Annotated in this window: 23 protein-coding genes and 1 pseudogene; 10 read left to right on the top strand and 14 right to left on the bottom strand. The window is 58.4% G+C overall.

Annotated elements, in window-relative coordinates:
* Nucleotides 1–762: 762 nt before the first annotated feature.
* Both WCL58_RS21945 and WCL58_RS21940 read right to left on the bottom strand, forming a co-directional pair.
* On the bottom strand, nt 763–3,840 hold the full coding sequence (locus tag WCL58_RS21945) for an autotransporter outer membrane beta-barrel domain-containing protein (RefSeq protein ID WP_336851600.1): 3,078 nt from the start codon (nt 3,838–3,840) through the stop codon (nt 763–765).
* 195 nt (nt 3,841–4,035) lie between these two features.
* On the bottom strand, nt 4,036–4,350 hold the full coding sequence (locus WCL58_RS21940; RefSeq protein ID WP_025303891.1) for a hypothetical protein: 315 nt from the start codon (nt 4,348–4,350) through the stop codon (nt 4,036–4,038).
* Nucleotides 4,351–4,525: 175 nt separating this feature from the next.
* Between WCL58_RS21940 and WCL58_RS21935 the strand changes: the two genes are divergently transcribed.
* Both WCL58_RS21935 and WCL58_RS21930 read left to right on the top strand, forming a co-directional pair.
* On the top strand, nt 4,526–5,158 hold the full coding sequence (locus WCL58_RS21935; protein WP_197658709.1) for a response regulator transcription factor: 633 nt from the start codon (nt 4,526–4,528) through the stop codon (nt 5,156–5,158).
* Nucleotides 5,155–6,939 (top strand): hybrid sensor histidine kinase/response regulator, encoded by a 1,785-nt coding sequence (locus WCL58_RS21930; RefSeq protein ID WP_336851599.1) that lies wholly within the window; start codon nt 5,155–5,157, stop codon nt 6,937–6,939. The genes WCL58_RS21935 and WCL58_RS21930 overlap by 4 nt, the downstream gene beginning before the upstream one ends.
* Here the strand turns inward: WCL58_RS21930 and WCL58_RS21925 are convergent.
* The gene (locus tag WCL58_RS21925; protein ID WP_336851598.1) at nt 6,936–7,769 is read right to left on the bottom strand and encodes an enoyl-CoA hydratase/isomerase family protein; all 834 of its coding nucleotides are present in this window, start codon (nt 7,767–7,769) and stop codon (nt 6,936–6,938) included. The two genes, WCL58_RS21930 and WCL58_RS21925, sit on opposite strands and share 4 nt — an antisense overlap.
* Nucleotides 7,770–7,891: 122 nt before the next feature.
* Between WCL58_RS21925 and WCL58_RS21920 the strand changes: the two genes are divergently transcribed.
* Complete coding sequence (locus tag WCL58_RS21920; RefSeq protein WP_336851597.1) at nt 7,892–8,254, top strand: winged helix-turn-helix transcriptional regulator; 363 nt, start codon at nt 7,892–7,894, stop codon at nt 8,252–8,254.
* Between the two features lie 14 nt (nt 8,255–8,268).
* On the opposite strand, the pseudogene WCL58_RS21915 reads toward WCL58_RS21920, so the two are convergent.
* Nucleotides 8,269–8,334: pseudogene (locus tag WCL58_RS21915) on the bottom strand (type II toxin-antitoxin system Phd/YefM family antitoxin); the annotation flags it as partial.
* A 512-nt stretch (nt 8,335–8,846) separates the two neighbouring features.
* On the opposite strand from WCL58_RS21915, the gene sul2 reads away from it, so the two are divergent.
* A complete protein-coding gene (sul2, locus tag WCL58_RS21910; protein WP_001043260.1) occupies nt 8,847–9,662 on the top strand; it encodes a sulfonamide-resistant dihydropteroate synthase Sul2 in 816 nt (271 codons plus the stop codon).
* A gap of 86 nt (nt 9,663–9,748) precedes the next feature.
* A complete protein-coding gene (locus tag WCL58_RS21905; protein WP_000251875.1) occupies nt 9,749–10,051 on the top strand; it encodes a phosphoglucosamine mutase in 303 nt (100 codons plus the stop codon).
* Between the two features lie 175 nt (nt 10,052–10,226).
* Here WCL58_RS21905 and WCL58_RS21900 read toward each other — a convergent pair whose 3' ends face one another.
* The 3 genes from WCL58_RS21900 to WCL58_RS21890 all read right to left on the bottom strand — a co-directional run bounded on the left by WCL58_RS21900 (nt 10,227) and on the right by WCL58_RS21890 (nt 12,889).
* Nucleotides 10,227–11,720 carry an IS91-like element ISCR2 family transposase gene (locus tag WCL58_RS21900; protein ID WP_001120888.1) on the bottom strand — a complete coding sequence of 498 codons (1,494 nt, stop codon included), beginning with the start codon at nt 11,718–11,720 and terminating at the stop codon, nt 10,227–10,229.
* A 210-nt stretch (nt 11,721–11,930) separates the two neighbouring features.
* Nucleotides 11,931–12,155 (bottom strand): hypothetical protein, encoded by a 225-nt coding sequence (locus tag WCL58_RS21895; protein WP_000743213.1) that lies wholly within the window; start codon nt 12,153–12,155, stop codon nt 11,931–11,933.
* Complete coding sequence (locus WCL58_RS21890) at nt 12,152–12,889, bottom strand: recombinase family protein (protein ID WP_001366550.1); 738 nt, start codon at nt 12,887–12,889, stop codon at nt 12,152–12,154. The genes WCL58_RS21895 and WCL58_RS21890 overlap by 4 nt, the downstream gene beginning before the upstream one ends.
* Before the next feature lie 147 nt (nt 12,890–13,036).
* On the opposite strand from WCL58_RS21890, the gene WCL58_RS21885 reads away from it, so the two are divergent.
* From WCL58_RS21885 to WCL58_RS21865, 5 genes are all read left to right on the top strand, one after another.
* On the top strand, nt 13,037–13,369 hold the full coding sequence (locus WCL58_RS21885; protein ID WP_000447876.1) for an ArsR/SmtB family transcription factor: 333 nt from the start codon (nt 13,037–13,039) through the stop codon (nt 13,367–13,369).
* On the top strand, nt 13,366–14,133 hold the full coding sequence (arsH, locus tag WCL58_RS21880; protein ID WP_001239389.1) for an arsenical resistance protein ArsH: 768 nt from the start codon (nt 13,366–13,368) through the stop codon (nt 14,131–14,133). Before WCL58_RS21885 ends, arsH begins: the two co-directional genes overlap by 4 nt.
* Nucleotides 14,130–14,636 (top strand): arsenate reductase ArsC, encoded by a 507-nt coding sequence (locus tag WCL58_RS21875; protein WP_000140066.1) that lies wholly within the window; start codon nt 14,130–14,132, stop codon nt 14,634–14,636. The genes arsH and WCL58_RS21875 overlap by 4 nt, the downstream gene beginning before the upstream one ends.
* On the top strand, nt 14,633–15,700 hold the full coding sequence (gene arsB, locus WCL58_RS21870; RefSeq protein WP_001272375.1) for an ACR3 family arsenite efflux transporter: 1,068 nt from the start codon (nt 14,633–14,635) through the stop codon (nt 15,698–15,700). The genes WCL58_RS21875 and arsB overlap by 4 nt, the downstream gene beginning before the upstream one ends.
* Before the next feature lie 114 nt (nt 15,701–15,814).
* Nucleotides 15,815–16,018: a hypothetical protein gene (locus WCL58_RS21865; RefSeq protein WP_000131871.1), complete on the top strand. Its 204-nt coding sequence runs from the start codon at nt 15,815–15,817 to the stop codon at nt 16,016–16,018.
* 36 nt (nt 16,019–16,054) lie between these two features.
* On the opposite strand, the gene WCL58_RS21860 is transcribed toward WCL58_RS21865, so the two are convergent.
* The 7 genes from WCL58_RS21860 to repC form a co-directional block, all read right to left on the bottom strand.
* Nucleotides 16,055–16,279 (bottom strand): type I toxin-antitoxin system ptaRNA1 family toxin, encoded by a 225-nt coding sequence (locus tag WCL58_RS21860; RefSeq protein WP_000211355.1) that lies wholly within the window; start codon nt 16,277–16,279, stop codon nt 16,055–16,057.
* Between the two features lie 63 nt (nt 16,280–16,342).
* Nucleotides 16,343–16,591: a hypothetical protein gene (locus WCL58_RS21855; RefSeq protein ID WP_000213809.1), complete on the bottom strand. Its 249-nt coding sequence runs from the start codon at nt 16,589–16,591 to the stop codon at nt 16,343–16,345.
* Nucleotides 16,592–16,595: 4 nt separating this feature from the next.
* Complete coding sequence (gene trbL / locus WCL58_RS21850) at nt 16,596–18,023, bottom strand: P-type conjugative transfer protein TrbL (protein ID WP_001405816.1); 1,428 nt, start codon at nt 18,021–18,023, stop codon at nt 16,596–16,598.
* Between the two features lie 10 nt (nt 18,024–18,033).
* Nucleotides 18,034–18,270, bottom strand: a complete 237-nt coding sequence (gene trbK, locus WCL58_RS21845) for an entry exclusion lipoprotein TrbK (protein WP_000718002.1) — start codon at nt 18,268–18,270, stop codon at nt 18,034–18,036.
* A 12-nt stretch (nt 18,271–18,282) separates the two neighbouring features.
* Nucleotides 18,283–19,062, bottom strand: coding sequence for a P-type conjugative transfer protein TrbJ (gene trbJ, locus WCL58_RS21840; RefSeq protein ID WP_000836966.1), 780 nt, complete (start codon nt 19,060–19,062; stop codon nt 18,283–18,285).
* A gap of 140 nt (nt 19,063–19,202) precedes the next feature.
* Entirely contained in the window at nt 19,203–19,391 is a 189-nt protein-coding gene (locus WCL58_RS21835) for a FitA-like ribbon-helix-helix domain-containing protein (protein ID WP_000024442.1), read from the bottom strand.
* 1,032 nt (nt 19,392–20,423) lie between these two features.
* Nucleotides 20,424–21,116, bottom strand: a 693-nt coding sequence (gene repC / locus WCL58_RS21830) for a replication protein C, IncQ-type (protein ID WP_336851596.1), incomplete at its 5' end; no start/stop codon positions are given.

Below are 21,116 nucleotides of genomic sequence, written 5' to 3'. Positions count from 1 at the left end.
CGCCCCCTGGCAACCCGCGCCTTTGCCCTATCAGACGGTTGGCTTTGCCAACTCCCCTCCCTCCGCCATACCGCATTGAGGCCGGTTGCGACAGGCGTCCCTGCCTGTCTCACCTGAAACCGCCGTCCATGGCGGTTTCGCCTAATGCGCTATGCCTGCGTTCGGCGTCTTCAAGGGCGCCCAGCACCGCGCTCATCTCCAACTTCTCTACCAGAAGCTCATAAGCGACAGATTTCCCGGTAGCAGCCAGCTCAGGTGTTGACCTTTAGCGCGCATCACCGGCTGCCGAGCAAGACGGCGTTGTCAGGGTCAACCGGCCAGGGAAGGCCGGTTGAGGCGAGACTAACAGGGACGTTTGTCGCAGCCGACCCGCCCGACGGCGAGGACAAATCTGCCGGGAGCAGATTTGAACGCTGCTTGCAGCGGCCCCGAAGGGGCGAGGCCCAGGATGGGCCGAGTAATTTCCGCGTAGCGGACAGATGGTGTTAAGCGAAGGCGCGGGTGGAGGGGCCGCGCCATCGGCCCCTCCAATTGCCGTTCATATTGGCCGCAGAGAAATGCGGGACATTTACGGCAATTCCCCTGCACAGAACCCCCAGAGGCTGGATAAAAAAATGCCACTCAGGCTTAAGTGAGCGGCATTGCGCCTTTGCGTGGGCTTTTTCATCATAAAAGTCAGCCACAGGCCGCCACTGAGCCCTCACCATAAAAAAGGCCCGCATCAAGCGGGCCTGCAAGTACCAGAGAAGTCTAGAGGAAAAATCAGAACGACCAGCGCAGGTTGGCGTTGACCGAATTAACGCGGGTATCGGCGCCGAATTGCCCCTGATAGCCGACATCCAACGTCGCGGCGCGCGACAGCTTCACGCTCACGCCGATATCGCCCACCATCACGTTGTCATCCACGGCCTGGCCCTGAGTGACGAACGCGTCACTGCCGGCAAACGCCATACGCGATGAAGTGTTCTTATCGCCGTAGGCATGCTGCCAACCGAGCGAGCCATAGAGGCTGACGTTCTTCGGCAGCTCGGTCACGCCGCGCACCCCGAGCGTGGAGTAGAAGGTGTTCATCGTTTCATTGCGCACGCTCAGCGCCGCCGCGCCACCCGACTCCTGGAAGCTGTCGGTATGCAGGCGGATGTAGCTCAGGTTAATGAACGGTTCGACGTTCATCTCCGGCTGGCCGAAACGGTAACCCGCTTCGGTGAACGCCAGCAATGAGTTGGCATCGTAGTCCGACTTCAGCCGATCCGAGAAGCCGCTGAAATCGACGTTGCGCTTGCCTTCGATCTTGTGCCAGGTGTAACCCAGCGCACCGCGCAGCGAGAACGCATCCTGCTGCCCCGCCGCATACAGGCCGAGGTGGTAGTTGTCGGTATCAGCCTTGGAACGGCGGCTGTCGACGTCGTAGTCACCGCGGCTGTAACCGAAGTAGCCGCCGATGCGCACGTTATGGTCCGCCAGCTTGCGATCCGCCCCCAACAGGAAGCCGGTGGTGTTACCATCCAGCTTGCCCACGTTACCGTTGCCGCTGTTTCTGCCCCAGGAACTGAAGGTCTGCCCCCAGACGCCGCTGTTTTGCGCCTGCGCCGGTTGCACCAGCGACATCGCCAGCGGCGGTATCGGCAGGCTGTCGTTGTCGAACAGGCGCAGCATGCGCTGGTTCAGCACGTTGAACAGCTGGGTGCTGCCGGCGATCAGGTTAGACTGCATCGACGGATAGACTTCGCCGGACAGCTGATTGAACGCCTCGCGCGCTTCCGGCGCGCTCAGCAGCAGCAGCGAGTTGTACAGCGCCAGCGAAGGGCCGTTCTGCACCAACGTCGAGAGCGCACCGGCGGTATTCCACTGGTTGCCGCTTTCGGCCACCGTTTGGAAAATGCCCGGCTTGCCGCTGCCTGGGTTCTCGCCCCCCGGATTTTCACCACCTGGGTTTTCCCCGCCCGGATTCTCGCCCCCCGGATTTTCACCGCCTGGGTTTTCACCGCCCGGATTCTCGCCCCCTGGATTCTCACCGCCTGGATTCTCACCGCCTGGGTTTTCCCCCCCCGGATTCTCGCCCCCTGGATTTTCACCGCCCGTGTCTTTCTGCGCGATGGTGAGATCCACGGCGTTGGCGCTGTGGTTCAACGCCACATCGAGGAAGGCAGACTTGGAGACCGCCGCCGCGAATTGGCCGTCAATGCCGCCGTCCGAGGTCAAAATGCGGTAGCTTTGGCCGGTTTTATAGCTGGTTTGCGGATCCAGCGCCGTGACCTGCACCTTGGCCCGATCGCTGATGGTGGTTTTGCCCGCCACCAGCAGTTGGTCACTGCGGCCGTCACCGGCGATATCGACGTCATAGAAGGATTCGCCGATAAAATTCAGGTAGCGTTTCAGCGTCAGCGTGCCGATATTGCCGTCGCCGGGCGAAATATGGCCGCCGGACTGGATCTCGGTCTGGCCCAGCGTGCCGTTGCCGCCCAATGTGCCACCGGCCTTGATCGACGCGGCGCTGCTGTAGCCCTGCCCGTTATTGACATCGGAACCCGCCGTCGCGTTGAGGATCAGCGTGCCGCCGTTTTCGGCGCTGAGGGTTTGGATCTCGAAGATATCGTCTTCTTTCTGGGTATTGATGTCGCTGGCGATGATGAGCTTACCGCCGCGCGCGGTGACGTTGGCCTGCAGCCCAGTGAGATCGCCGTTCAGCGTCGTGTGCCCGGCGGTGTTGATCACCTCGCCTTCGCCGCTCATCTTGTTGCTGAAGACGTAATTGCCGTCGGTATGGTTAAAATACACATAGCTGCGGAACAATCCGCCCCGCAGGGCGATCGCCGTCTGGGCATCGATAGTGCCTGCAGCGCCCGCCGCGCCGAGCGTCGGCTCGGTCAACCCGGTGCCGGTATCCATATTGCCGCGGCTGCCGATAATCAGCGCGCCGCGGTTAGAACCGGAACCGGTCTTGCCCAGCACCACTTCGTTGCCGCCGGCGGAGAATGTCCCGCCGTCCATGACCGCCAACACGCCATTGCCGTAATCGCCGACGTTGACGCTGCTGCCGCTGGTAAACCGTGAGCCGTTGCCGGCGATCGTCAGCTCGGCGGTTTTACGCGCGCCGGAGACGCCCGCCACCTGAATATTACCGACGTTGACCGCGCCGCCGTTCAGCACGTCCAGATCGCCGTAAAGCGTGAGCGCGCGGCCAACGTTCCATTGGGAATTGGCCCCCGTGACCGTGGCCTTCGGGCTCAGCGTATCGGTCTCGCCCGGCCCGCTGCCATTGCCGATGCGCGCGTCAAAGGTGGTGTTCAGCACCGCGCCGTCTTCAATTGCCAGCGTGGATCGCGCCCCTAAGTCGGTGCCGACGCTGAGAAAATTGCTGGTGACGCGGGAACCGGCGCCGGTGGCGATCAGGTGGCTGTCGTAGCCGCGCGTGGTGCCGACCACGATCTCTTTCGCGCTGGCCAGCGCGCCGTCCTCAACCCGCAGGGTGCCCCGCCCCAGATTCAGGCCGCCGCGCAGCACGAACTGATCGTTCACCGCGTTCAGCTCAGCGTTCGGCCCGCGAACCGTGACCAGGCTGTCATGAATTTGGCCGTTGAACATCCGGCCGATATTGATGTTATAGGCGCTGATCTTGCCATTCTCGATCAGCAGGTTGCCGCTTTGATTGCGGCCGACGTAAACGTCCCCGGTGTAGGCCAATGATTCGGTAATTTTTGAGTCGCCGTCAAAAATAGCATCGTCTGCGCGAGCGATATCGGCGGGCGCCAGCATCAACAGCGGCGCGGAAAATAGAGCGAGGTAAAGTTTGGAAAGCGGTGTTTTAACCGCTAAAGGGTGCGATGTCTTGTCATTCACGGGCTATCTCCGTACTCGTTGGCATGATGGCGCGAAATTTATTGTTATGGGTAAACTCACTGCGCTAGAGGAAGTGTGAGGCGTTATTTCGCGCACGCCGGTTTAGTGATCGTCGAAGCAAAAGCTTATTGCCCCCCGGCGCTGACGCTCCGACGATGGAAAACCAGGAAGCGGCAATACCGCCCCCAAAGCGAATTATTTATGCGTGACCACCGGCGTACAGGTCGGCGCGCTCAGCGACGGCGACGAACCTAAAATTCCCGGCATCATCAGCGACGAGCAATCGAAAATACGGCCCTTTTCCGTGGTGGCGCGATATGAAAGTTTTTGGCCGCCCAGCGCATCCGGCTGCGCACCATTGACGTTGGTCACGGTAATTTCGTCCGATGAGCCCAGGCCCAGCATTTTGGCGGTTTCCGCCTGCAGCAGTGGAATGGCCTGATCGGTTTTCAGGGTGGAACAACCGGCTATCATCATCGTCACGGTTAAAGCGATAAGTGGTTTCTTCATAAATTATCCTTTATAACCAATCATTTAAAATTATCGATTGGCTTTATGTTTTCTCTTATCCAAATCCTCGAATAATATATTTCCCTTTCCTAAACGAAAAAACCCTCCTAAAGTAGGGAGGGTTGATAATAATTCATCAGACTTATCTGAACTGTGAAGGCGAAAGGAGAATCCTTTGGGGCAGGATTATGCGTTGGTCGTTGATGACCATCCATTGGTAGCAAGCGGCATCGCTAATTTTCTCAGCACGCATTGCCGATTCAAACAGGCGCATGTGGTGACCAATGAAGAGAATTGCTACCGTCATATTAGGGAAAATGGCCCGCCGCGTTTACTGGTGATTGATTTTTGGCTCTCTTCCGGTACCGCGTTGAAATTACTCAAAGAAGTAAAACAACGTTATCCGCAGGTACGGATTTTAGTGGTCAGCGGCGACGAGAATAACGATATCTGGCAGAAAGTGCACAATGCCGGCGGGCACGGATTCGTATTAAAAAACGAGCCACCTGAATTATTCGCCAGGGCGGTTTTTGCGCTGAATAATAATCAGGAGTGGTTCCCGGAGGGAAATGAATCCGCTATTAAAAGCAGCCATGACCATTTAAATAAATTCAATTTAACGCCGAGGCAAATCGACGTATTAACCATGATGTTGCGCGGCCTACCAAATAAAAGAATCGCGACGCAACTCTCTATTTCCGAACCTACCGTCAAAGAACATATCAGCAATATATTGAAAAAGATCGGCGTCAACAGCCGGGTAGAAGCCATCACGCTGTTGCACGGCAAACGGGATCCGTCGTCATGAGGTTTTTCCAGAATTTACAAAATGATGGTATCTCCCCACGCGCGCAGATCCGCCTGCTGGACAACACTTTCATGCGGCTGGTATTCAGTTTCACCGCCGTGCCTTTCGTCGGCATCCCGTTCGCCATCTGGATTTATTTGCTGGGTGATGAACTCGGCCCAACCATTACCTGGATCATCGTTTACCTGCTATGCGCCGTGGCGATCCGAATATGGCACCGCCGCTACCTGCATGAGGCCAAAGAAAATGATGAAGACGCCGTGCTGCGCCGCTGGCTGCCGCGCATTAATAAGGTGGCGTTTATTCACGGGTTGGGGATCTCATCACTCTATTTAATTACGCCGCAGACCCATAACTTTGACTTTTTTCTGCTGCTCAATATCAGCATCGCCGCGATCGTCGCCGCCAACGCAACGCATCTGACGCCGGTTATCAGCACCTTTACCCGCTTTTTCTTCGCTTCCTGGGGGCTGCTGAACCTCGGCATCATCTGCCGGCTGGAAGACGTGATGTTCATCGTGCTGATGCTGAACTTGCTGTACGGCTTCGCCATTTACCGCCACGCGTTAACCTCGCATGCGTTCTTTATCCAGCAGGCGCTGCTCGAGGAACAAAGCTCGCGCCTGGCGGAGCAGTTCCGCCAGGCTAAAGAGGAAGCGGAACAGGCGCTGCTGGACAAGAACCAGTTCCTGACCACCGCCAGCCACGATCTGCGCCAGCCGGTGCACGCCATGGGCTTTCTGATCGAAGCCATCATCCACAAAAACCGCGACGACAGCCTGACGCCGCAGCTGCTGGATCTGCAGCAGAGCGTGCGTTCGGTGCATTTGATGTTCAATTCACTGCTCGATCTCAGCAAGATCGAATCCGGCAACGTGCGCACCGCCGCCACCCATGTGGATATCGGCGCCCTGCTCGACTCGGTGATCACCCTGTTCCGCGAAGAGGCCAACAGCCGCGCCCTGGCGCTGCGCACCTGGCGGCCCAAACGGCGCATCAGCGTGATGGGCGATCCGCTGCTGGTGCGGCAATCGCTGATTAACCTGATCCAAAACGCCCTGCGCTACACGCAACAGGGCGGCGTGTTGATCGCTATCCGCCCGCGCGGCGCCGAGTGCCTGGTGGAAGTGTGGGACACCGGCGTGGGCATCGCCGACGAAGAGAAAAGCAAAATCTTCTCCCCTTACTACCGCCCCGAACTGGCGTGGAAAATCGACAGCGCCGGCCACGGGCTGGGGCTGGCGGTGGTGGCGCGCTGCGCCAAACTGATGAAGGTGAAGTACGGCATGCACTCCGTCGAAGGCAAAGGTTCGCGCTTCTGGATGCGCTTCACGCAATACAGCGGCGAAGACAAAGCGCCGGAAACCGCAGCCGCCTACGACAACACCGCCACGCCTATCCGCTATGCGCCGCTGCGCGGCGCCTGCCTGGTGGTGGACGACGATCCCTTGGTGACCTCCGCCTGGGAGAGCCTGATGAGCACCTGGGGCATCACCGTGCGCTGCGCGGCCTCCGCCGAGGAAGCCTTCGCCATTGTCGAGGACGGTTTTACGCCGTTCGCCGTGCTGTGCGACCAGCGCCTGCGCTCCGGCGAGAGCGGTTTCGACATCCTGAAAACGCTGTTCGAACGTCTGCCGGACGTGAGTGGCGCCATGGTCAGCGGCGAGTTCAACTCGCAGATATTGCAAGAGGCCGAGCAGGAAGGCTATCTGGTGCTGCGCAAACCGCTGGAGCCGGCCAGGCTGCATGCGCTGCTGACGCAGTGGGGGGCGGCATCTTAGCGGGCCAGATGACGCAGCAGGCCTTCAAGGTTACGCTCCCCCTCCGGGGTTTGCGCACCGGCCTTCAGCCCGCCGCGAATCAACCGCTCCGCGGCCGGGCGTGCGAACAATCCCGCCCAGGCGTCGTGCTCGCGATAAAAACCGGCCTGCAGATCCGGCGCAGGCATCGCCTGTTTGGCCGCCGCAATCACGCCCTCTGGCAATGCCGCGATGTTGCGCGCTAACCGATCGACGAAATCATCAAGCTCGGCGGCAGGCAAGGCGCGGTTAATCCAGCCGTAGCGTTCTGCGGTAGCGGCATCGATGAGATCGGCACCCAGGATCGCCTCCAGAGCGCGGCCGCGCGTCATTCGGCTCGTCAGATACTGCGTCGCACCGCCGCCGGGCGTAATGCCCATCAAGGCCTCGCACTGGGCCAGCCCCGCCGCTTCCCGTGCCGCGAAAGCCATATCGGCCGCCGCCACAAACTCGGCGCCGCCGCCGCGCGCCAACCCGGCCAGCTTAACGAGAGTGACCTGCGGCTGGCTGCGCAGCAGTTCGCCAAACGCCTGGAACGGATTTAGCCCCTCCGGCGCGTTGCTCGCCAGTTCGTCGAAAGCGTGCGGCTCATCGATCAAGGTCATGTCGACGTGAGCAATAAAGAACGCTGGGTTCGCGCTCTGGAACACCAACACCCGCGTATCCGGATCGTCACGCACCGCGAGCAATAAACGGCTGATTTCCGACATCAGCGCCACATCAAGCACGTTTACCGGTGGGTTATCGATAGCGATCGTCATCACGCCGTGCGCATAAGACAGCCTGAGTTTGCTGAAATCTGTATCTGTCATCTCAATGTCCTTTTACCTGGGGTACAAGTGCGGGTTATTCGCGCCGTGTTTCAAATGGTATACTTTGCATACCTGGCGTCAATTACGCACCTTAAGCATCCCAGGGATGCAGGAGGATACCGATGGATAAGACCGATGTTGTTTACCGCGCCGACTGCCCGAGCCGCATCGTGCTCGACCAGATTGCAGATAAATGGTCCATGATGGTGCTGGAACTGCTGCGCGAGCCGCAGCGTTTCAACGCCATCAAGCGCCGTCTGGATGGCGTCACGCAACGCGTGCTGACCCAGACCCTGCGCAAGCTGGAACGCAACGGCATGGTGCATCGCAAAGTGTTGGATGGGCGGGTGCTTGGCGTCGAGTATTCGCTGACGCCGCTCGGCAAATCCCTGCAGGGGCCGTTCTCGATACTGTTCGACTGGACGTTAGGGAATATTGAGGCGATTCAGGAGTGCCAGCGCAAGTATGATGAGCAGGACGGGTGATGCGATCCCCCATAGATAGGTTCAGAGAGATCGAGCGTGGCCGCGTTTTTTTTAACGTAGCTGATGGTCTCTACTTTCATCTGTGCCCCCAAGCGCTATCAATCATACCAAGGTTTGAATATAGGCCATATTTAGACCACAAACAATGTTCGGCTTTACCCATAACTTACCTCATGGCTGACAACAGGCAGAAAAGATATGGCCATATAAAGAAAAACCCTCTGTAAAAACAGAGGGTTTCAGTCACTACGGCCTAGTTACGAACAGGCTGCGGGAAGTGTCCAATCACTCCCACTCTATTGTAAACAAGACATTTTTATCTTTTATATTCAATGGCTTATTTTCCTGCTAATTGGTAATACCATGAAAAATACCATGCTCAGAAAAGGCTTAACAATATTTTGAAAAATTGCCTACTGAGCGCTGCCGCACAGCTCCATAGGCCGCTTTCCTGGCTTTGCTTCCAGATGTATGCTCTTCTGCTCCTGCAGCTAATGGATCACCGCAAACAGGTTACTCGCCTGGGGATTCCCTTTCGACCCGAGCATCCGTATGAGACTCATGCTCGATTATTATTATTATAGAAGCCCCCATGAATAAATCGCTCATCATTTTCGGCATCGTCAACATAACCTCGGACAGTTTCTCCGATGGAGGCCGGTATCTGGCGCCAGACGCAGCCATTGCGCAGGCGCGTAAGCTGATGGCCGAGGGGGCAGATGTGATCGACCTCGGTCCGGCATCCAGCAATCCCGACGCCGCGCCTGTTTCGTCCGACACAGAAATCGCGCGTATCGCGCCGGTGCTGGACGCGCTCAAGGCAGATGGCATTCCCGTCTCGCTCGACAGTTATCAACCCGCGACGCAAGCCTATGCCTTGTCGCGTGGTGTGGCCTATCTCAATGATATTCGCGGTTTTCCAGACGCTGCGTTCTATCCGCAATTGGCGAAATCATCTGCCAAACTCGTCGTTATGCATTCGGTGCAAGACGGGCAGGCAGATCGGCGCGAGGCACCCGCTGGCGACATCATGGATCACATTGCGGCGTTCTTTGACGCGCGCATCGCGGCGCTGACGGGTGCCGGTATCAAACGCAACCGCCTTGTCCTTGATCCCGGCATGGGGTTTTTTCTGGGGGCTGCTCCCGAAACCTCGCTCTCGGTGCTGGCGCGGTTCGATGAATTGCGGCTGCGCTTCGATTTGCCGGTGCTTCTGTCTGTTTCGCGCAAATCCTTTCTGCGCGCGCTCACAGGCCGTGGTCCGGGGGATGTCGGGGCCGCGACACTCGCTGCAGAGCTTGCCGCCGCCGCAGGTGGAGCTGACTTCATCCGCACACACGAGCCGCGCCCCTTGCGCGACGGGCTGGCGGTATTGGCGGCGCTGAAAGAAACCGCAAGAATTCGTTAACTGCACATTCGGGATATTTCTCTATATTCGCGGTTCAGCAGGCATGTCCCCTTTGAGGGCGACCCGACGACAGGATAATCGACCTTATGGTGCGCAAATATTTCGGCACAGACGGTATTCGTGGCAAAGCCAACGAAGGCGCGATGACGGCGGAAACCGCCTTGCGCGTCGGCATGGCGGCTGGCCGTGTCTTTCGTCGCGGTGACCACCGCCATCGTGTCGTGATCGGCAAGGATACGCGCCTGTCGGGCTATATGCTTGAACCCGCGCTCACAGCCGGTTTCACCTCGATGGGCATGGACGTATTCCTTTTTGGCCCGCTGCCGACAACGTATAGGAAGAATAAACGCCCTTTTCACCCAAGTCCAACAGCTTTGGACCGCAGTTGACTCTTTCGACACCCCTGCGATGCAACCCAATCCGGCTGACGGGGAGCCAGCAACGCTGAAAATTTACCCTCCTCTTTCCCACTAGCGGCTCCTTTTCCGACAACCAGCACGGCGGATCCCTGCCGCGGCGCTGTGAACGCAGCATTTTGATTGGTATCGTTGGCCTTCAGGCTCGTCAGTCAAACAGACCCAGGAGCAGCTCAGCCGGTGGCGCCCGGCTTTCGGGTAACGCCCTGGTCCCGCTGGTTTCGGCTTTGTGCTTCAGGTGATCAAGGATCTGCTTGATCACTATAGGGTCTTCAATGCAGGCGATGACTTTCATGGCGCCGCCGCAGCCGCTGCAGGTCTCGATGTCGATATTGAAAACACGCTTGAGCCGTTGCGCCCATGTCATCGACGCTCGCCGTTGTGCTGGTGTTGCCGGTTCATCAGCCACCCTGACCTTGTTGCCCCTGCCCCGTTTTGCCGGCGTGACCAACGCCCGGTGCCGACTGTTGGGTGCGAACACCCCGTGGAAGCGGGTTAGGTTGACTCTGGGCTTCGGTACCAGGGCGGCCAGCCTTGCAATGAAATCCAATGGTTCGAAAATGACGTGCGTGGTGCCGTCCCGGTACGGCGTCTTGAGCTGGTAGCGCACGTTGCCGCCTCGTGTTAACGACAGCCGCTTCTCGGATACCGCCGGGCGGCTGATGTACCGGCACAGCCGTTCGAGCTTCTTGCGTTCATCGGCCCTGGCCGCCACGCCGGCGTGCAGGCTGGACCCGGCTACCTTGCCAATCCCGTCACCGAACGGATCACCACTGGTCGGCAGAGTTTGCAAAGTGAACACCTTTCGCCCCGCCTGTGAACCGACAGCGATACGGTAAGTGATCGAGTGCCCCAGCAGGGGTGTCATCGGGTCGTCATCCACCGCATCCGAGGCCAGATAGCTGTTTTCGACATCCCGTTCCAGCAGGCCTTGCCGTTCCAGATAGCGACCCACCCGGTGGGCGATGGTGTGCGTCAGCTGGGTGAGCTCTGGGCTGGTCGGCGCCTTGACCCAGCGGAAACGCGCTGAGCCGTGGGATTGCTCGACATACACACCGTCGAGAAACAGCATGTGGAAGTGAACATTCAGATTGAGCGCCGATCCAAAACGCTGGATCAGGGTGACCGCGCCCGTCTTGGCCACTTGGTGGGTATGGCCCGCTTTCTTGACCAGGTGCGTGGCAATGACGCGGTAAACGATGCCCAGCACCCACCCCATGATCTCGGGCCGGCTGGCAAACAGGAAACGCAGCTGAAACGGGAAGCTCAACACCCACTGACGCATGGGTTGTTCAGGCAGTACTTCATCAACCAGCAAGGCGGCACTTTCGGCCATCCGCCGCGCCCCACAGCTCGGGCAGAAACCGCGACGCTTACAGCTGAAAGCGACCAGGTGCTCGGCGTGGCAAGACTCGCAGCGAACCCGTAGAAAGCCATGCTCCAGCCGCCCGCATTGGAGAAATTCTTCAAATTCCCGTTGCACATAGCCCGGCAATTCCTTTCCCTGCTCTGCCATAAGCGCAGCGAATGCCGGGTAATACTCGTCAACGATCTGATAGAGAAGGGTTTGCTCGGGTCGGTGGCTCTGGTAACGACCAGTATCCCGATCCCGGCTGGCCGTCCTGGCCGCCACATGAGGCATGTTCCGCGTCCTTGCAATACTGTGTTTACATACAGTCTATCGCTTAGCGGAAAGTTCTTTTACCCTCAGCCGAAATGCCTGCCGTTGCTAGACATTGCCAGCCAGTGCCCGTCACTCCCACTCGATTGTAAACAAGCACACAAAACCCTTTAGTGACAACAATTTGCAAGAACTATCAGGCTCAGTGCCATGAAAAATACCATGACCAGATCATGAGGTTGAACACGGCTTGCGCCGGCAGCGTTCACGCTCCTGGTCGGCGATCTCGCCCGGCTGCAATGCTAGCTCAGCATCGGTCATGCGCTCCAGCACGTCGCGTAGGCGGATGGTGCAAGGAATGGGCGGCAGCTCGAACTCATAGCCGCCGGCGATCATTTCGGCCGCAATCTCCTCGGTGATGAAAAACGGCTCGTCGTCTTGGTTCGGCTTCTTCATGCCCTTTCCTCCTGGCGCTCATCCTGGCCGACAGCGGCCAGGGCATCGGCTTCCGTCAATGCGTCCTCCACGAACGCGCCGTGCTGCTTCGCTTCGGCCTGGCTGACCTCGGCCCATATCCGTTTCACCTGGGCCGCACTGTACCCGGCCAGCTCGGCGGTCTTGTTGATGCTGTAGCCGGACTTGCGCAGCGCGACAACTTGGGCGCGGCGCTTCGGATCAGCACGGCGGCCCTTGTACCGCCCGGCCTGGCGGGCCAACTCAATGCCTTGGCGCTGGCGTTCGCGCCTGTCCTCGTAGTCGTCGCGGGCCATCTGCAAGGCCAGGCGAAAAAGCATGATCTGCACGGCTTCCAGCACGATCTTGGCGACGCCCTGGGCCTCGGCCGCCAGGTCGGATAGATCGACCACGCCAGGGACGGCCAGGCGTGCGCCTTTGGCCTGTATCGAGGCCACCAGGCGCTCGGCCTCGGGCAAAGGTAGGCGGCTGATGCGGTCGATCTTCTCGGCAATGACCACCTCGCCGGGCTGTAGGTCGCCGATCATGCGCAGCAGCTCAGGCCGGTCGGCGCGTGCGCCGGATGCCTTCTCACGGTAGATGCCGGCGACGTAGTAGCCGGCGGCCTTCGCGGCCGTAGTGATCGCCTCTTGGCGTTCCAAGTCCTGCGCGTCGGTGCTGACGCGCAGATAGACCCGCGCCACCATCGGCGCGGCTACTGGCTTCGTCCTGCGCATACTTGCGGGCTCCTTTGGGCATACTCAAATGCACCCATCTTAAACTGGCAGGCCAATTTATCACATATCGATCTAAATGCGCCTAGCTCATTTTTACAGCTTAAATGAGCTATTGAGCACACTCCATATTTCGACTATTATTGAAACATGGAAACGATAAATGCTGTAGCCGCCCTGGCGGCCATCGCTCAAGAATCGCGCCTCGCGGTGTTCCGGCTTCTCGTCCAGGCCGGCCCCGCCGGCATGGCCGCCGGAAAAATCAGCGAAGCGGCCGGCATCCCGCCGTCTTCGCTATCCTTCCACCTGAAAGAGCTGGCACACGCCGGCATGGTCACGTCGCGGCAAGAAGGCCGATTTGTGATCTACGAGGCGAACTTTTCGACGGCCACTAACCTGGTGGCCTTTCTCACGGAAAACTGCTGCGGCGGCCAGGTGTGCAACCTGTCTTGCACCACGGAAGCCGGGAAGGTGTTGGCATGAGACTTCGCCATCTTTCCGACCCCGATTCTTTGCCCGCTTTGGACAAATCCTTTGCCATCGAGCGCCCGGCGCTCGGGCTGGCACCCGACGCCCCGCCGGTGCGTATCCTGCTGCTGTATGGCTCGCTGCGCGCCCGCTCGTTCTCACGGCTGGCCGTCGAGGAAGCGGCCCGGCTGCTGCAATTCTTTGGCGCAGAAACACGCATCTTCGACCCGTCCGATTTGCCGTTGCCCGATCAAGTGCAAAGCGACGATCACCCGGCCGTCAAGGAGCTGCGCGCCCTGTCCGAGTGGTCAGAGGGACAAGTCTGGTGCAGCCCGGAACGCCACGGTCAGATTACCAGTGTCATGAAGGCGCAGATTGACCATCTGCCGCTTGAAATGGCCGGCATCCGGCCGACCCAAGGCCGCACCCTGGCCGTGATGCAGGTATCCGGCGGCTCGCAGAGCTTCAACGCCGTGAACACCTTGCGTCTGCTCGGCCGCTGGATGCGAATGTTCACCATTCCGAACCAGTCGAGTATCGCCAAAGCGTTCCAAGAGTTCGACGCGGCGGGCCGCATGAAGCCCTCGCCGTACTACGACCGAATAGCCGATGTGATGGAAGAACTGGTGCGCTTCACGGCGCTGGTACGGCCGCACCGTGAAGCACTGACAGACCGCTATTCCGAACGGAAAGCGGCCGGCCACGTCATCGACGAGGCCACCGATCTTTCATCCATCGCCATTGCTCCCCAGCCACTACCAGAAAGCGAAACATCATGACCGAAAGAATCTATAACGTCCTCATCCTCTGCACCGGCAATTCGGCGCGCAGCATCATGGCCGAAGCTCTCATCAACACGATGGGGCAAGGGCGCTTCCGCGCCTACAGCGCCGGCAGTCACCCAACCGGCAAGGTCAATCCCTTCGCCGTCGAAAAGGTGGAGTCGGTGAATTACCCGACCGAGAATCTGCGCAGCAAGAGCTGGGACGAGTACGCCACGCCCGACGCACCGAAGATGGACTTCATCATCACCGTCTGCGACAACGCCGCCGGCGAAATGTGTCCGGTGTGGCCTGGTCAGCCGATCTCGGCGCATTGGGGATTTGAAGACCCGGCCGCCGTCGAAGGCACTGACGCCGAGAAGCGCCGGGCCTTCGAACAAACCTTCCGGCACATGATGAACCGCGTCCGCCTGTTCGTGAATCTGCCTCTCAAAATGCTTGACCAGACGGCCATCAAGCGCGAGCTGGCGAACATCGGCAAGACCGAGCAGGAAGCATGAGCGCCGGCGCACAGGCCATCGCCGCGAAGCCGCGCCAGGCCCCGATGAGCGGCTTCGAGCGTTACCTGACGCTGTGGGTGGCCCTGTGCATCGTCGCCGGTGTTGCGCTCGGCCAGGGCCTTCCTGACGTGTTCCAGGCCATAGGCCGCATGGAAGTGGCCCAGGTCAATTTGCCGGTGGGCCTGCTGATTTGGGTAATGATCGTCCCGATGCTGGTCAAGATCGACTTCGGGGCGCTGCACCAGGTCAAAGAGCATTGGCGCGGCATCGGCGTCACGCTGTTCGTGAATTGGGCCGTCAAGCCATTCTCGATGGCCCTGCTGGGGTGGCTGTTCATCCGACAAGTGTTCGCTCCGTTCCTGCCGGCCGATCAACTGGACAGCTACATCGCGGGCTTGATCTTGCTGGCCGCCGCGCCCTGCACGGCAATGGTGTTCGTGTGGAGCCGCCTTACCAACGGCGACCCGCTTTTCACGCTCTCGCAAGTGGCTCTGAACGACGCCATCATGATCGTGGCCTTCGCGCCCATCGTCGGCCTGCTGCTGGGCATGTCCTCGATCTCGGTGCCTTGGGACACGCTGCTGATTTCGGTCGTGCTCTACATCATCGTGCCGGTGATCCTGGCGCAGCTCTTGCGGCGGCATCTGCTCAAGCAAGGACAGGCCGCCTTTGAACGGGCCATGCAGAAGATCGGGCCGTGGTCGATGGCCGCGCTGCTGCTGACGTTGGTTCTACTGTTCGCCTTCCAGGGCGAGGCCATCATCCGGCAGCCGTTAGTGATCGCCATGCTAGCCGTGCCGATCTTGATTCAAGTGTTCTTCAATTCCGGGTTAGCCTACTGGCTGAACAAGCGGGCGGGGGAAAAGCACTCTGTCGCCTGTCCTTCGGCCCTGATCGGTGCCAGCAACTTCTTCGAGCTGGCCGTGGCGGCCGCCATCAGCTTGTTCGGTCTGCACTCCGGCGCTGCATTGGCAACCGTGGTCGGCGTCCTGGTCGAAGTGCCGGTGATGCTGCTGGTCGTGCGCGTGGTGAATCGCTCGAAGAGCTGGTACGAACGAGGTTGAACATGAGTAGGAAAAAACTGAGGAAATGATTGCAGATTGCCGCGCCGGCCGCTTCCTGGCGCATTCGATCACTGACCTGGAACACCTAGTATCCATGCTTGCTGAGGTCGCCCGATGACAGACCCAAAGAACCTAGAGAACAGGCTGCATGAGAAGGCCGACCCGGCCCGCGCCGTTTCCACTGGTCGGGTGCGCTACACACTGGCCGAACTACTGGCCGACGCGGAAGCATCCGGGGCTTACCCGCTGCCGCCGGAGGAACGCGAATGGATGGATGCGCCGTCTGTGGGTCGGGAATGGCCAAACAGTGAAGATTGAAAAAGGCGGCCAGTTCGAGTGGCCGCCCTTTCGTCATTAGCTGCACGCTTGGCGCAAGGCGTTCATTGCTTCTTGAAAATCAGCCTGTGTCGCCCGGCCCGTTTCAGCTTGGTAGTACACCACCATAAAAGCATTAGCGACGGCTTCGGCCAATGGCCCAAGGCTCCGCGCTTCCGCTTGGTTGATGTACTCCAAAGAAGAAAGAATAGCCGCTGCTTGATGCACTGCTTGCCCTGGTTCGATAATATGTTGTGTTGTCATAATTCACCTCTCCAGTAGGTGTTGATTGAAAGTGCCGGGCTGGTTGTGGCCAGCCCGGTGCGCCTACAGGTACAGCCCCGCCGCCTCCGCGAATGCTGACCGCTCATTCCTGCCGCCATTAACCTCAATACTTATCGGCTTAGTTTCGCTCTCTCTCATAGGGTCTGGCCGTGATACAAAAGCGGCTGTTTCTGTCTCTGCATCGACCTCGGTCGATTGATCACCCAGCGGCGAAATAAATACCTGGCTGACTTCTTCCCTTGGCGCTTCATCCAGGGCCGCCAATGCGGCCATGTATGTTGATGTCGTCATCGTGCTAACTCCTGACTTCGTTACTATCTGGGCCAGAATCGGCGCCCAAGCTATTGCCCTCGAACTGGCCAGATTGGCTTGCTTCTTTCGGCTCCATGCTTTCGCGTATCGAAGCAGCCAGTTTTCCGCCTGTGGTTTCGCTCACTCGCTCCTGGAATCCCTGCTTCACTTGAGAGCCGACACCCTTGGCTAACTCGGAGGCCGTGCCTGTGGCCAGCTTCGCGGCCTTGGCAAAGCCGCCACCGCTTGAGCTACTGCCGCTGTCACCAAAGCCAGCCGCTTGGGCGAATGGGCTACTGCCAGCAGTACCCGCTTCACCACCACCGTTTCCGCCACTGCTGACAACTGACCCCATGCTGGACATGTCACCGCCGGTTTCCATACTCGCTGATGCTTTCTGAAAAGCCGCTTGGAGTGCACTTGCACCTCCGGCTGCACCGGCTGCGGCACCCATAACCGCTTTACCTGCCAGGGCAGCGCCGCCAGTTGCCATACTGGCCGCCGTCACCGCCGCCCCAACTGCCGCACCCGCACCGAAGTTTCCAATTCCACCGGCTGCGCCAATACCACCACCAGACACAAGACCAGAAATCATCGGCGGAACTTTGTTGACCAAGAAAAGCAAGATGACCGATATAACCAACATCACGGCCAGTTCCTGGGATGCCATGTTCTCGCTGATTTGCGTGTAGTAGTGATTGATGAACTCTTTGCCAATCGCAACCAGAAGCACCATTGCCATAAGCTGTGCGGCCAGGCCCAGCACGGTCTTGTAGTAATTGATCGCCATGTCGGAAGTCCAACGACTTCCACCAAAGCCAAGGAAGAACACACCGGCATACAACAGAATCCAGGCTGATGCGAGCAACAGCAACAGGTTGACCGCAATCAACGCCAGGACAAACAAAACAGCCAGGGCCATTAGCTCCATGACCAGAGCAGTTGCCATCTGCCGCCATCCCAGCTCCGAGGTGGCCTGTACTGTGCGGTTGTATAACTCGAAACCAAGATCAAGGATGCTGGAGGGCCCAAGATTGCTATTGGAAAGTCCCCCCGCCTGCGCGCCCAGAGTTTGCAATGACTGAACAATCGTACCGGCGATATTCATGCCCTGGTTCGCATTCGTCAGCAACCACCAGAAAAAGCCGGTGAAGATCGTGAAGCGAACGAACTCCGCGAAGAACTCGCCAATGTCGGCCTTGCGCAAAGCCATCATGCCGAATGTCCAGACCATCGAAATCACAACCAGCGTCCAGAACAAACGCGATGCAGCGGACTCAATAGCTGGCCCCCATGTTGCGGCAGCATCATGAAAACGCTTGAGCACATCATTCATAACACCGCTGCTACTTAGCTCCTGCGCCATTGCAGGTTCAGCCAGCACCATTGTGGCGACCATCATCAAGCCACCTAGAGCAATTTTCTTTCTCATGGCGACCACCTCAATAATCATCTTTAGGGCTGGGCTTGAACTCCCACTGACGCATCTGCTTGGCCTTCTGGAATGCTCTGCATTCCTCGGTAAAGGCCTCTCGGTTCGCTTCGCTGCGCATTTCATTCAGTGCTGCCTGGAACGCATCGGGGGCACACGTCGCCGCATTTGGTTCGGGCATCCTTTCCTGTTCACATCCAGCCAACAACAGCAACGTAGCCGCGGTAGTAAAAAAGATTTTTTTCATCTCACCGCCTCCCTAGTAGTTGTCTGCCGGACTCGGGCGAAACGTCCAGGTACGCATTTGCTCGGCCCTGGCATCACCTCGCGCCTCGGCATCGAGTTCTGCTGCAATCCGGGCTGCCTCCGCGTTGTGTTGGGCGGTCAACATGGTGCGAATCTGCAAGAGCTGATTGGCCTGCTGGCTGGCGAGCTGGTTGGCGTAGCCGATGGCCTGTAGCTGGCCAGTTGCACCCTGGGCCGCGCCTTGCAGCCGCTCCAGGGTACGGGCGTCATCCTTCAAAGCCTTTTGCTGGTCGGCAACGGTCTGGAACAGGGCATCGTTGGCCTTCTTTTGCGACTCTGACGCCAGGCGGCGGTTCTCTTCCATCGCTGCCTTTTCGGCCGGCGTGCATCCGCCGCTGCCGTTGAAGCATGGCGAGCTGCGGTAATAGGCCACGTCCTGAAACTTGGCCAGGTAACGATCCAGGCTGCCTAGCTGGTTCTCGTAATAGGCCAGCGTGTTTTGCGCGGCAATCAGCCGGTTGATCGTAGTCTGCGCCTGATCCCAGATATACGCGGCTGGGGCCATCGTGTTCTGGAGCTGATTTTCGTACTGCTGCAACTGGGTCTGGTACTGCTCAATCTGCTTGAGCGTCTGCGCCACCGACTCGATGGCCGTCATGATGTTCTGGGCCAGGTTGCCGCCGTCGATGACGGGGATACCAGCTTGCACAGGGGCGGTGGTAGTGGTGATAAAGCCGGTTGCGAGTGCAACGGCTAGAGCGGTTTTTTTAGCCGCTAAAATTTTGGACTTCATGGTCGTACTCCGTCGATGAAAAGAAGGCATTGCCTTGACCAAGCGTTGTGCTTGTTCTCGGCAACGTTTCATCGAAGAGCTACGCCACTAGCTGATCGGTATTGCCCTTGGCGCTGAGGCCCGGACTTACAAACGTAAAACTACTCTGTTTTTTTATCGCTTTCGGACAAGCCAACTTCCCGGCCAATCTCTTCAAGCTCTAGCGGCTGTACTGCCGCCGTCAGTATTTCGCGTATTTCCGCGTCGGTGCTCCTATCGTTGAGCGCTGCTCGAACTTTCAACGCACGGTGCACCTCGGCGGGTAAATTCCTGATAAGCACATTTGCCATATCAATACCCTTTTGGTGTACCCGACAACCATGCTATCAAAGATATTAAAAATAGCAAGACCTATACTCTTGCAACCGGCGGTAGCCGATCAGCCCCGCAGGGCAGGATTCCCGTTGAGTGCCCCCGGCGCGAATAAGGGACAGTGAAGATAGATAACCGGCTTGCCGGTTAGCTAACTTCACCCATCCTGCCCGCATTTCACCCACTATTGAAAATCTAGCGCATATCGAACGTAAAGCGTTTTATCGTCAAACAAACACCGATTCTTGGCAACATAACCGTAATCGTCACCAAATCGGCCTGCAATCGACATAGTCGCTTCAAAATCGCTGCTCAATCGGCTTTAAATCGGAACCTAAAATGCCAACAATCGACACAAACCATTCGCCCCGATGGGGCGAGTTGGACGCCAAAAAAGAAGGGCATAACCCGCCCCTCAAGTGTCAATGAACACAAGAAATTTGCCTCCCCTCCCGTCATACCACTAAGGCGACGTATTGATACTTGAGGGGCAACCTTTCCTGATGTTGACACCTTCACGCAGGTTACTGGTTATGGGCGTCCAACACACACGGCTCATTCCTGCTTGGTAATAATAAGAATAATAATCTTCTTATTATTCTTACCGAACGAATGGGCACTGCTTAGCCATTTCACGTTTCGAGCCAAGGTTTCAGTACAGATAACTACAAGTGCACACAGCGGCCCTCCAGCACCGTTAGACGCAGATTCTGCTTCAGCTCATGGAATAAGGGACTCCGGGTTGTTTTCCCCTCTCACAAGGCGTTTCAGCGGCCACTGAAGCCGCCTTCTCTTCTTGGCGTTAAACCATCGGCCTATGGCCGATTGATAAAGCCCGCCAGGGCTTTATTGGCAAGGTCAGAACGCGCCCTCAAGGCGCGAGCTGCACCGCGCATGATGGATTATCTTTAGATAATCTTGGATGGATTTCCCAAACTGCCCGCAAAGCAGCGCACCGTCTGGGTTTTCCAAATTGGGACGGGGAACGTTACGACGGCAGAAGGGGAGCGTTACGACGGTAACAAGGGAACGTTACGACGGTAAACGGGTGCAGTTGCCGTGGGGCCAGGCCTCTTGATCTCCCATTTTCCCTTGGCGTATTCGTTCACTACCCAACCCACGGCGGCAAGTTCGGCCAGTGCCTTCCGGGCAGTCTGACGGCGTTTTTTCATAGCTTCGGCATTGGCTTCATCTGGCCAGACATAGCCGCAAAGCGTGTCCAGTTCCACGCGCCCGGATTTGCCGGGGTCGATCCAGCCGCATAGCCGTTGGTGCATCAGCCGTGCCGGATCAGTCTGTAGCACCCGCACTTCCGCCATGTCGATACGGGCATATGGACGATGCCCCAGGATCGCTTCGGCAATACGCGGATTCAGGGCAACCCATAGCCTGCCGTCCGTCTCGTCAAAAGCATGACTCATCAGGTGGAACGCGGCTTGCCGCCGTCCCTTCGTCACAAGGATGGTGACGTTCGACATGCGCAGCAGGCTGGCTTTGAGCGCCTTGATGTTGTCGCCGCTATCCGTCATGCCCGTTTCTGAGAGCAGTTTGGTCAGGCTCTCACGAACCACCAAGCCGTCTTGCTCAATGGCTTCGAAACGGGGTTCAAGGAATAGCCGTAGCTGTCGCCCCGTCTCACTGGTCGGTTCCGGGGTTAGCAAGATGCCGTTCGGGCCGCCAAGGGCCACGATGCCTTGCAAAAG

Source organism: Serratia sp. TMDUHS_CL (genome assembly GCF_037137105.1).
Taxonomy (GTDB): Bacteria; Pseudomonadota; Gammaproteobacteria; order Enterobacterales; family Enterobacteriaceae; genus Serratia; species Serratia nevei.
This window is presented reverse-complemented; position numbering and strand designations above follow the sequence as displayed.

Excerpts from the sequence above, each read along its gene's own strand:
- WCL58_RS21940 (WP_025303891.1), bottom strand. The coding sequence starts at position 4,350 with ATGAAGAAACCACTTATCGCTTTAACCGTGACGATGATGATAGCCGGT.
- WCL58_RS21930 (WP_336851599.1), top strand. The coding sequence starts at position 5,155 with ATGAGGTTTTTCCAGAATTTACAAAATGATGGTATCTCCCCACGCGCG.
- WCL58_RS21925 (WP_336851598.1), bottom strand. The coding sequence starts at position 7,769 with ATGACAGATACAGATTTCAGCAAACTCAGGCTGTCTTATGCGCACGGC.
- WCL58_RS21920 (WP_336851597.1), top strand. The coding sequence starts at position 7,892 with ATGGATAAGACCGATGTTGTTTACCGCGCCGACTGCCCGAGCCGCATC.
- sul2 (WP_001043260.1), top strand. The coding sequence starts at position 8,847 with ATGAATAAATCGCTCATCATTTTCGGCATCGTCAACATAACCTCGGAC.
- WCL58_RS21905 (WP_000251875.1), top strand. The coding sequence starts at position 9,749 with ATGGTGCGCAAATATTTCGGCACAGACGGTATTCGTGGCAAAGCCAAC.
- WCL58_RS21900 (WP_001120888.1), bottom strand. The coding sequence starts at position 11,720 with ATGCCTCATGTGGCGGCCAGGACGGCCAGCCGGGATCGGGATACTGGT.
- WCL58_RS21895 (WP_000743213.1), bottom strand. The coding sequence starts at position 12,155 with ATGAAGAAGCCGAACCAAGACGACGAGCCGTTTTTCATCACCGAGGAG.
- WCL58_RS21890 (WP_001366550.1), bottom strand. The coding sequence starts at position 12,889 with ATGCGCAGGACGAAGCCAGTAGCCGCGCCGATGGTGGCGCGGGTCTAT.
- WCL58_RS21885 (WP_000447876.1), top strand. The coding sequence starts at position 13,037 with ATGGAAACGATAAATGCTGTAGCCGCCCTGGCGGCCATCGCTCAAGAA.
- arsH (WP_001239389.1), top strand. The coding sequence starts at position 13,366 with ATGAGACTTCGCCATCTTTCCGACCCCGATTCTTTGCCCGCTTTGGAC.
- WCL58_RS21875 (WP_000140066.1), top strand. The coding sequence starts at position 14,130 with ATGACCGAAAGAATCTATAACGTCCTCATCCTCTGCACCGGCAATTCG.
- arsB (WP_001272375.1), top strand. The coding sequence starts at position 14,633 with ATGAGCGCCGGCGCACAGGCCATCGCCGCGAAGCCGCGCCAGGCCCCG.
- WCL58_RS21865 (WP_000131871.1), top strand. The coding sequence starts at position 15,815 with ATGACAGACCCAAAGAACCTAGAGAACAGGCTGCATGAGAAGGCCGAC.
- WCL58_RS21860 (WP_000211355.1), bottom strand. The coding sequence starts at position 16,279 with ATGACAACACAACATATTATCGAACCAGGGCAAGCAGTGCATCAAGCA.
- WCL58_RS21855 (WP_000213809.1), bottom strand. The coding sequence starts at position 16,591 with ATGACGACATCAACATACATGGCCGCATTGGCGGCCCTGGATGAAGCG.
- trbL (WP_001405816.1), bottom strand. The coding sequence starts at position 18,023 with ATGAGAAAGAAAATTGCTCTAGGTGGCTTGATGATGGTCGCCACAATG.
- trbK (WP_000718002.1), bottom strand. The coding sequence starts at position 18,270 with ATGAAAAAAATCTTTTTTACTACCGCGGCTACGTTGCTGTTGTTGGCT.
- trbJ (WP_000836966.1), bottom strand. The coding sequence starts at position 19,062 with ATGAAGTCCAAAATTTTAGCGGCTAAAAAAACCGCTCTAGCCGTTGCA.
- WCL58_RS21835 (WP_000024442.1), bottom strand. The coding sequence starts at position 19,391 with ATGGCAAATGTGCTTATCAGGAATTTACCCGCCGAGGTGCACCGTGCG.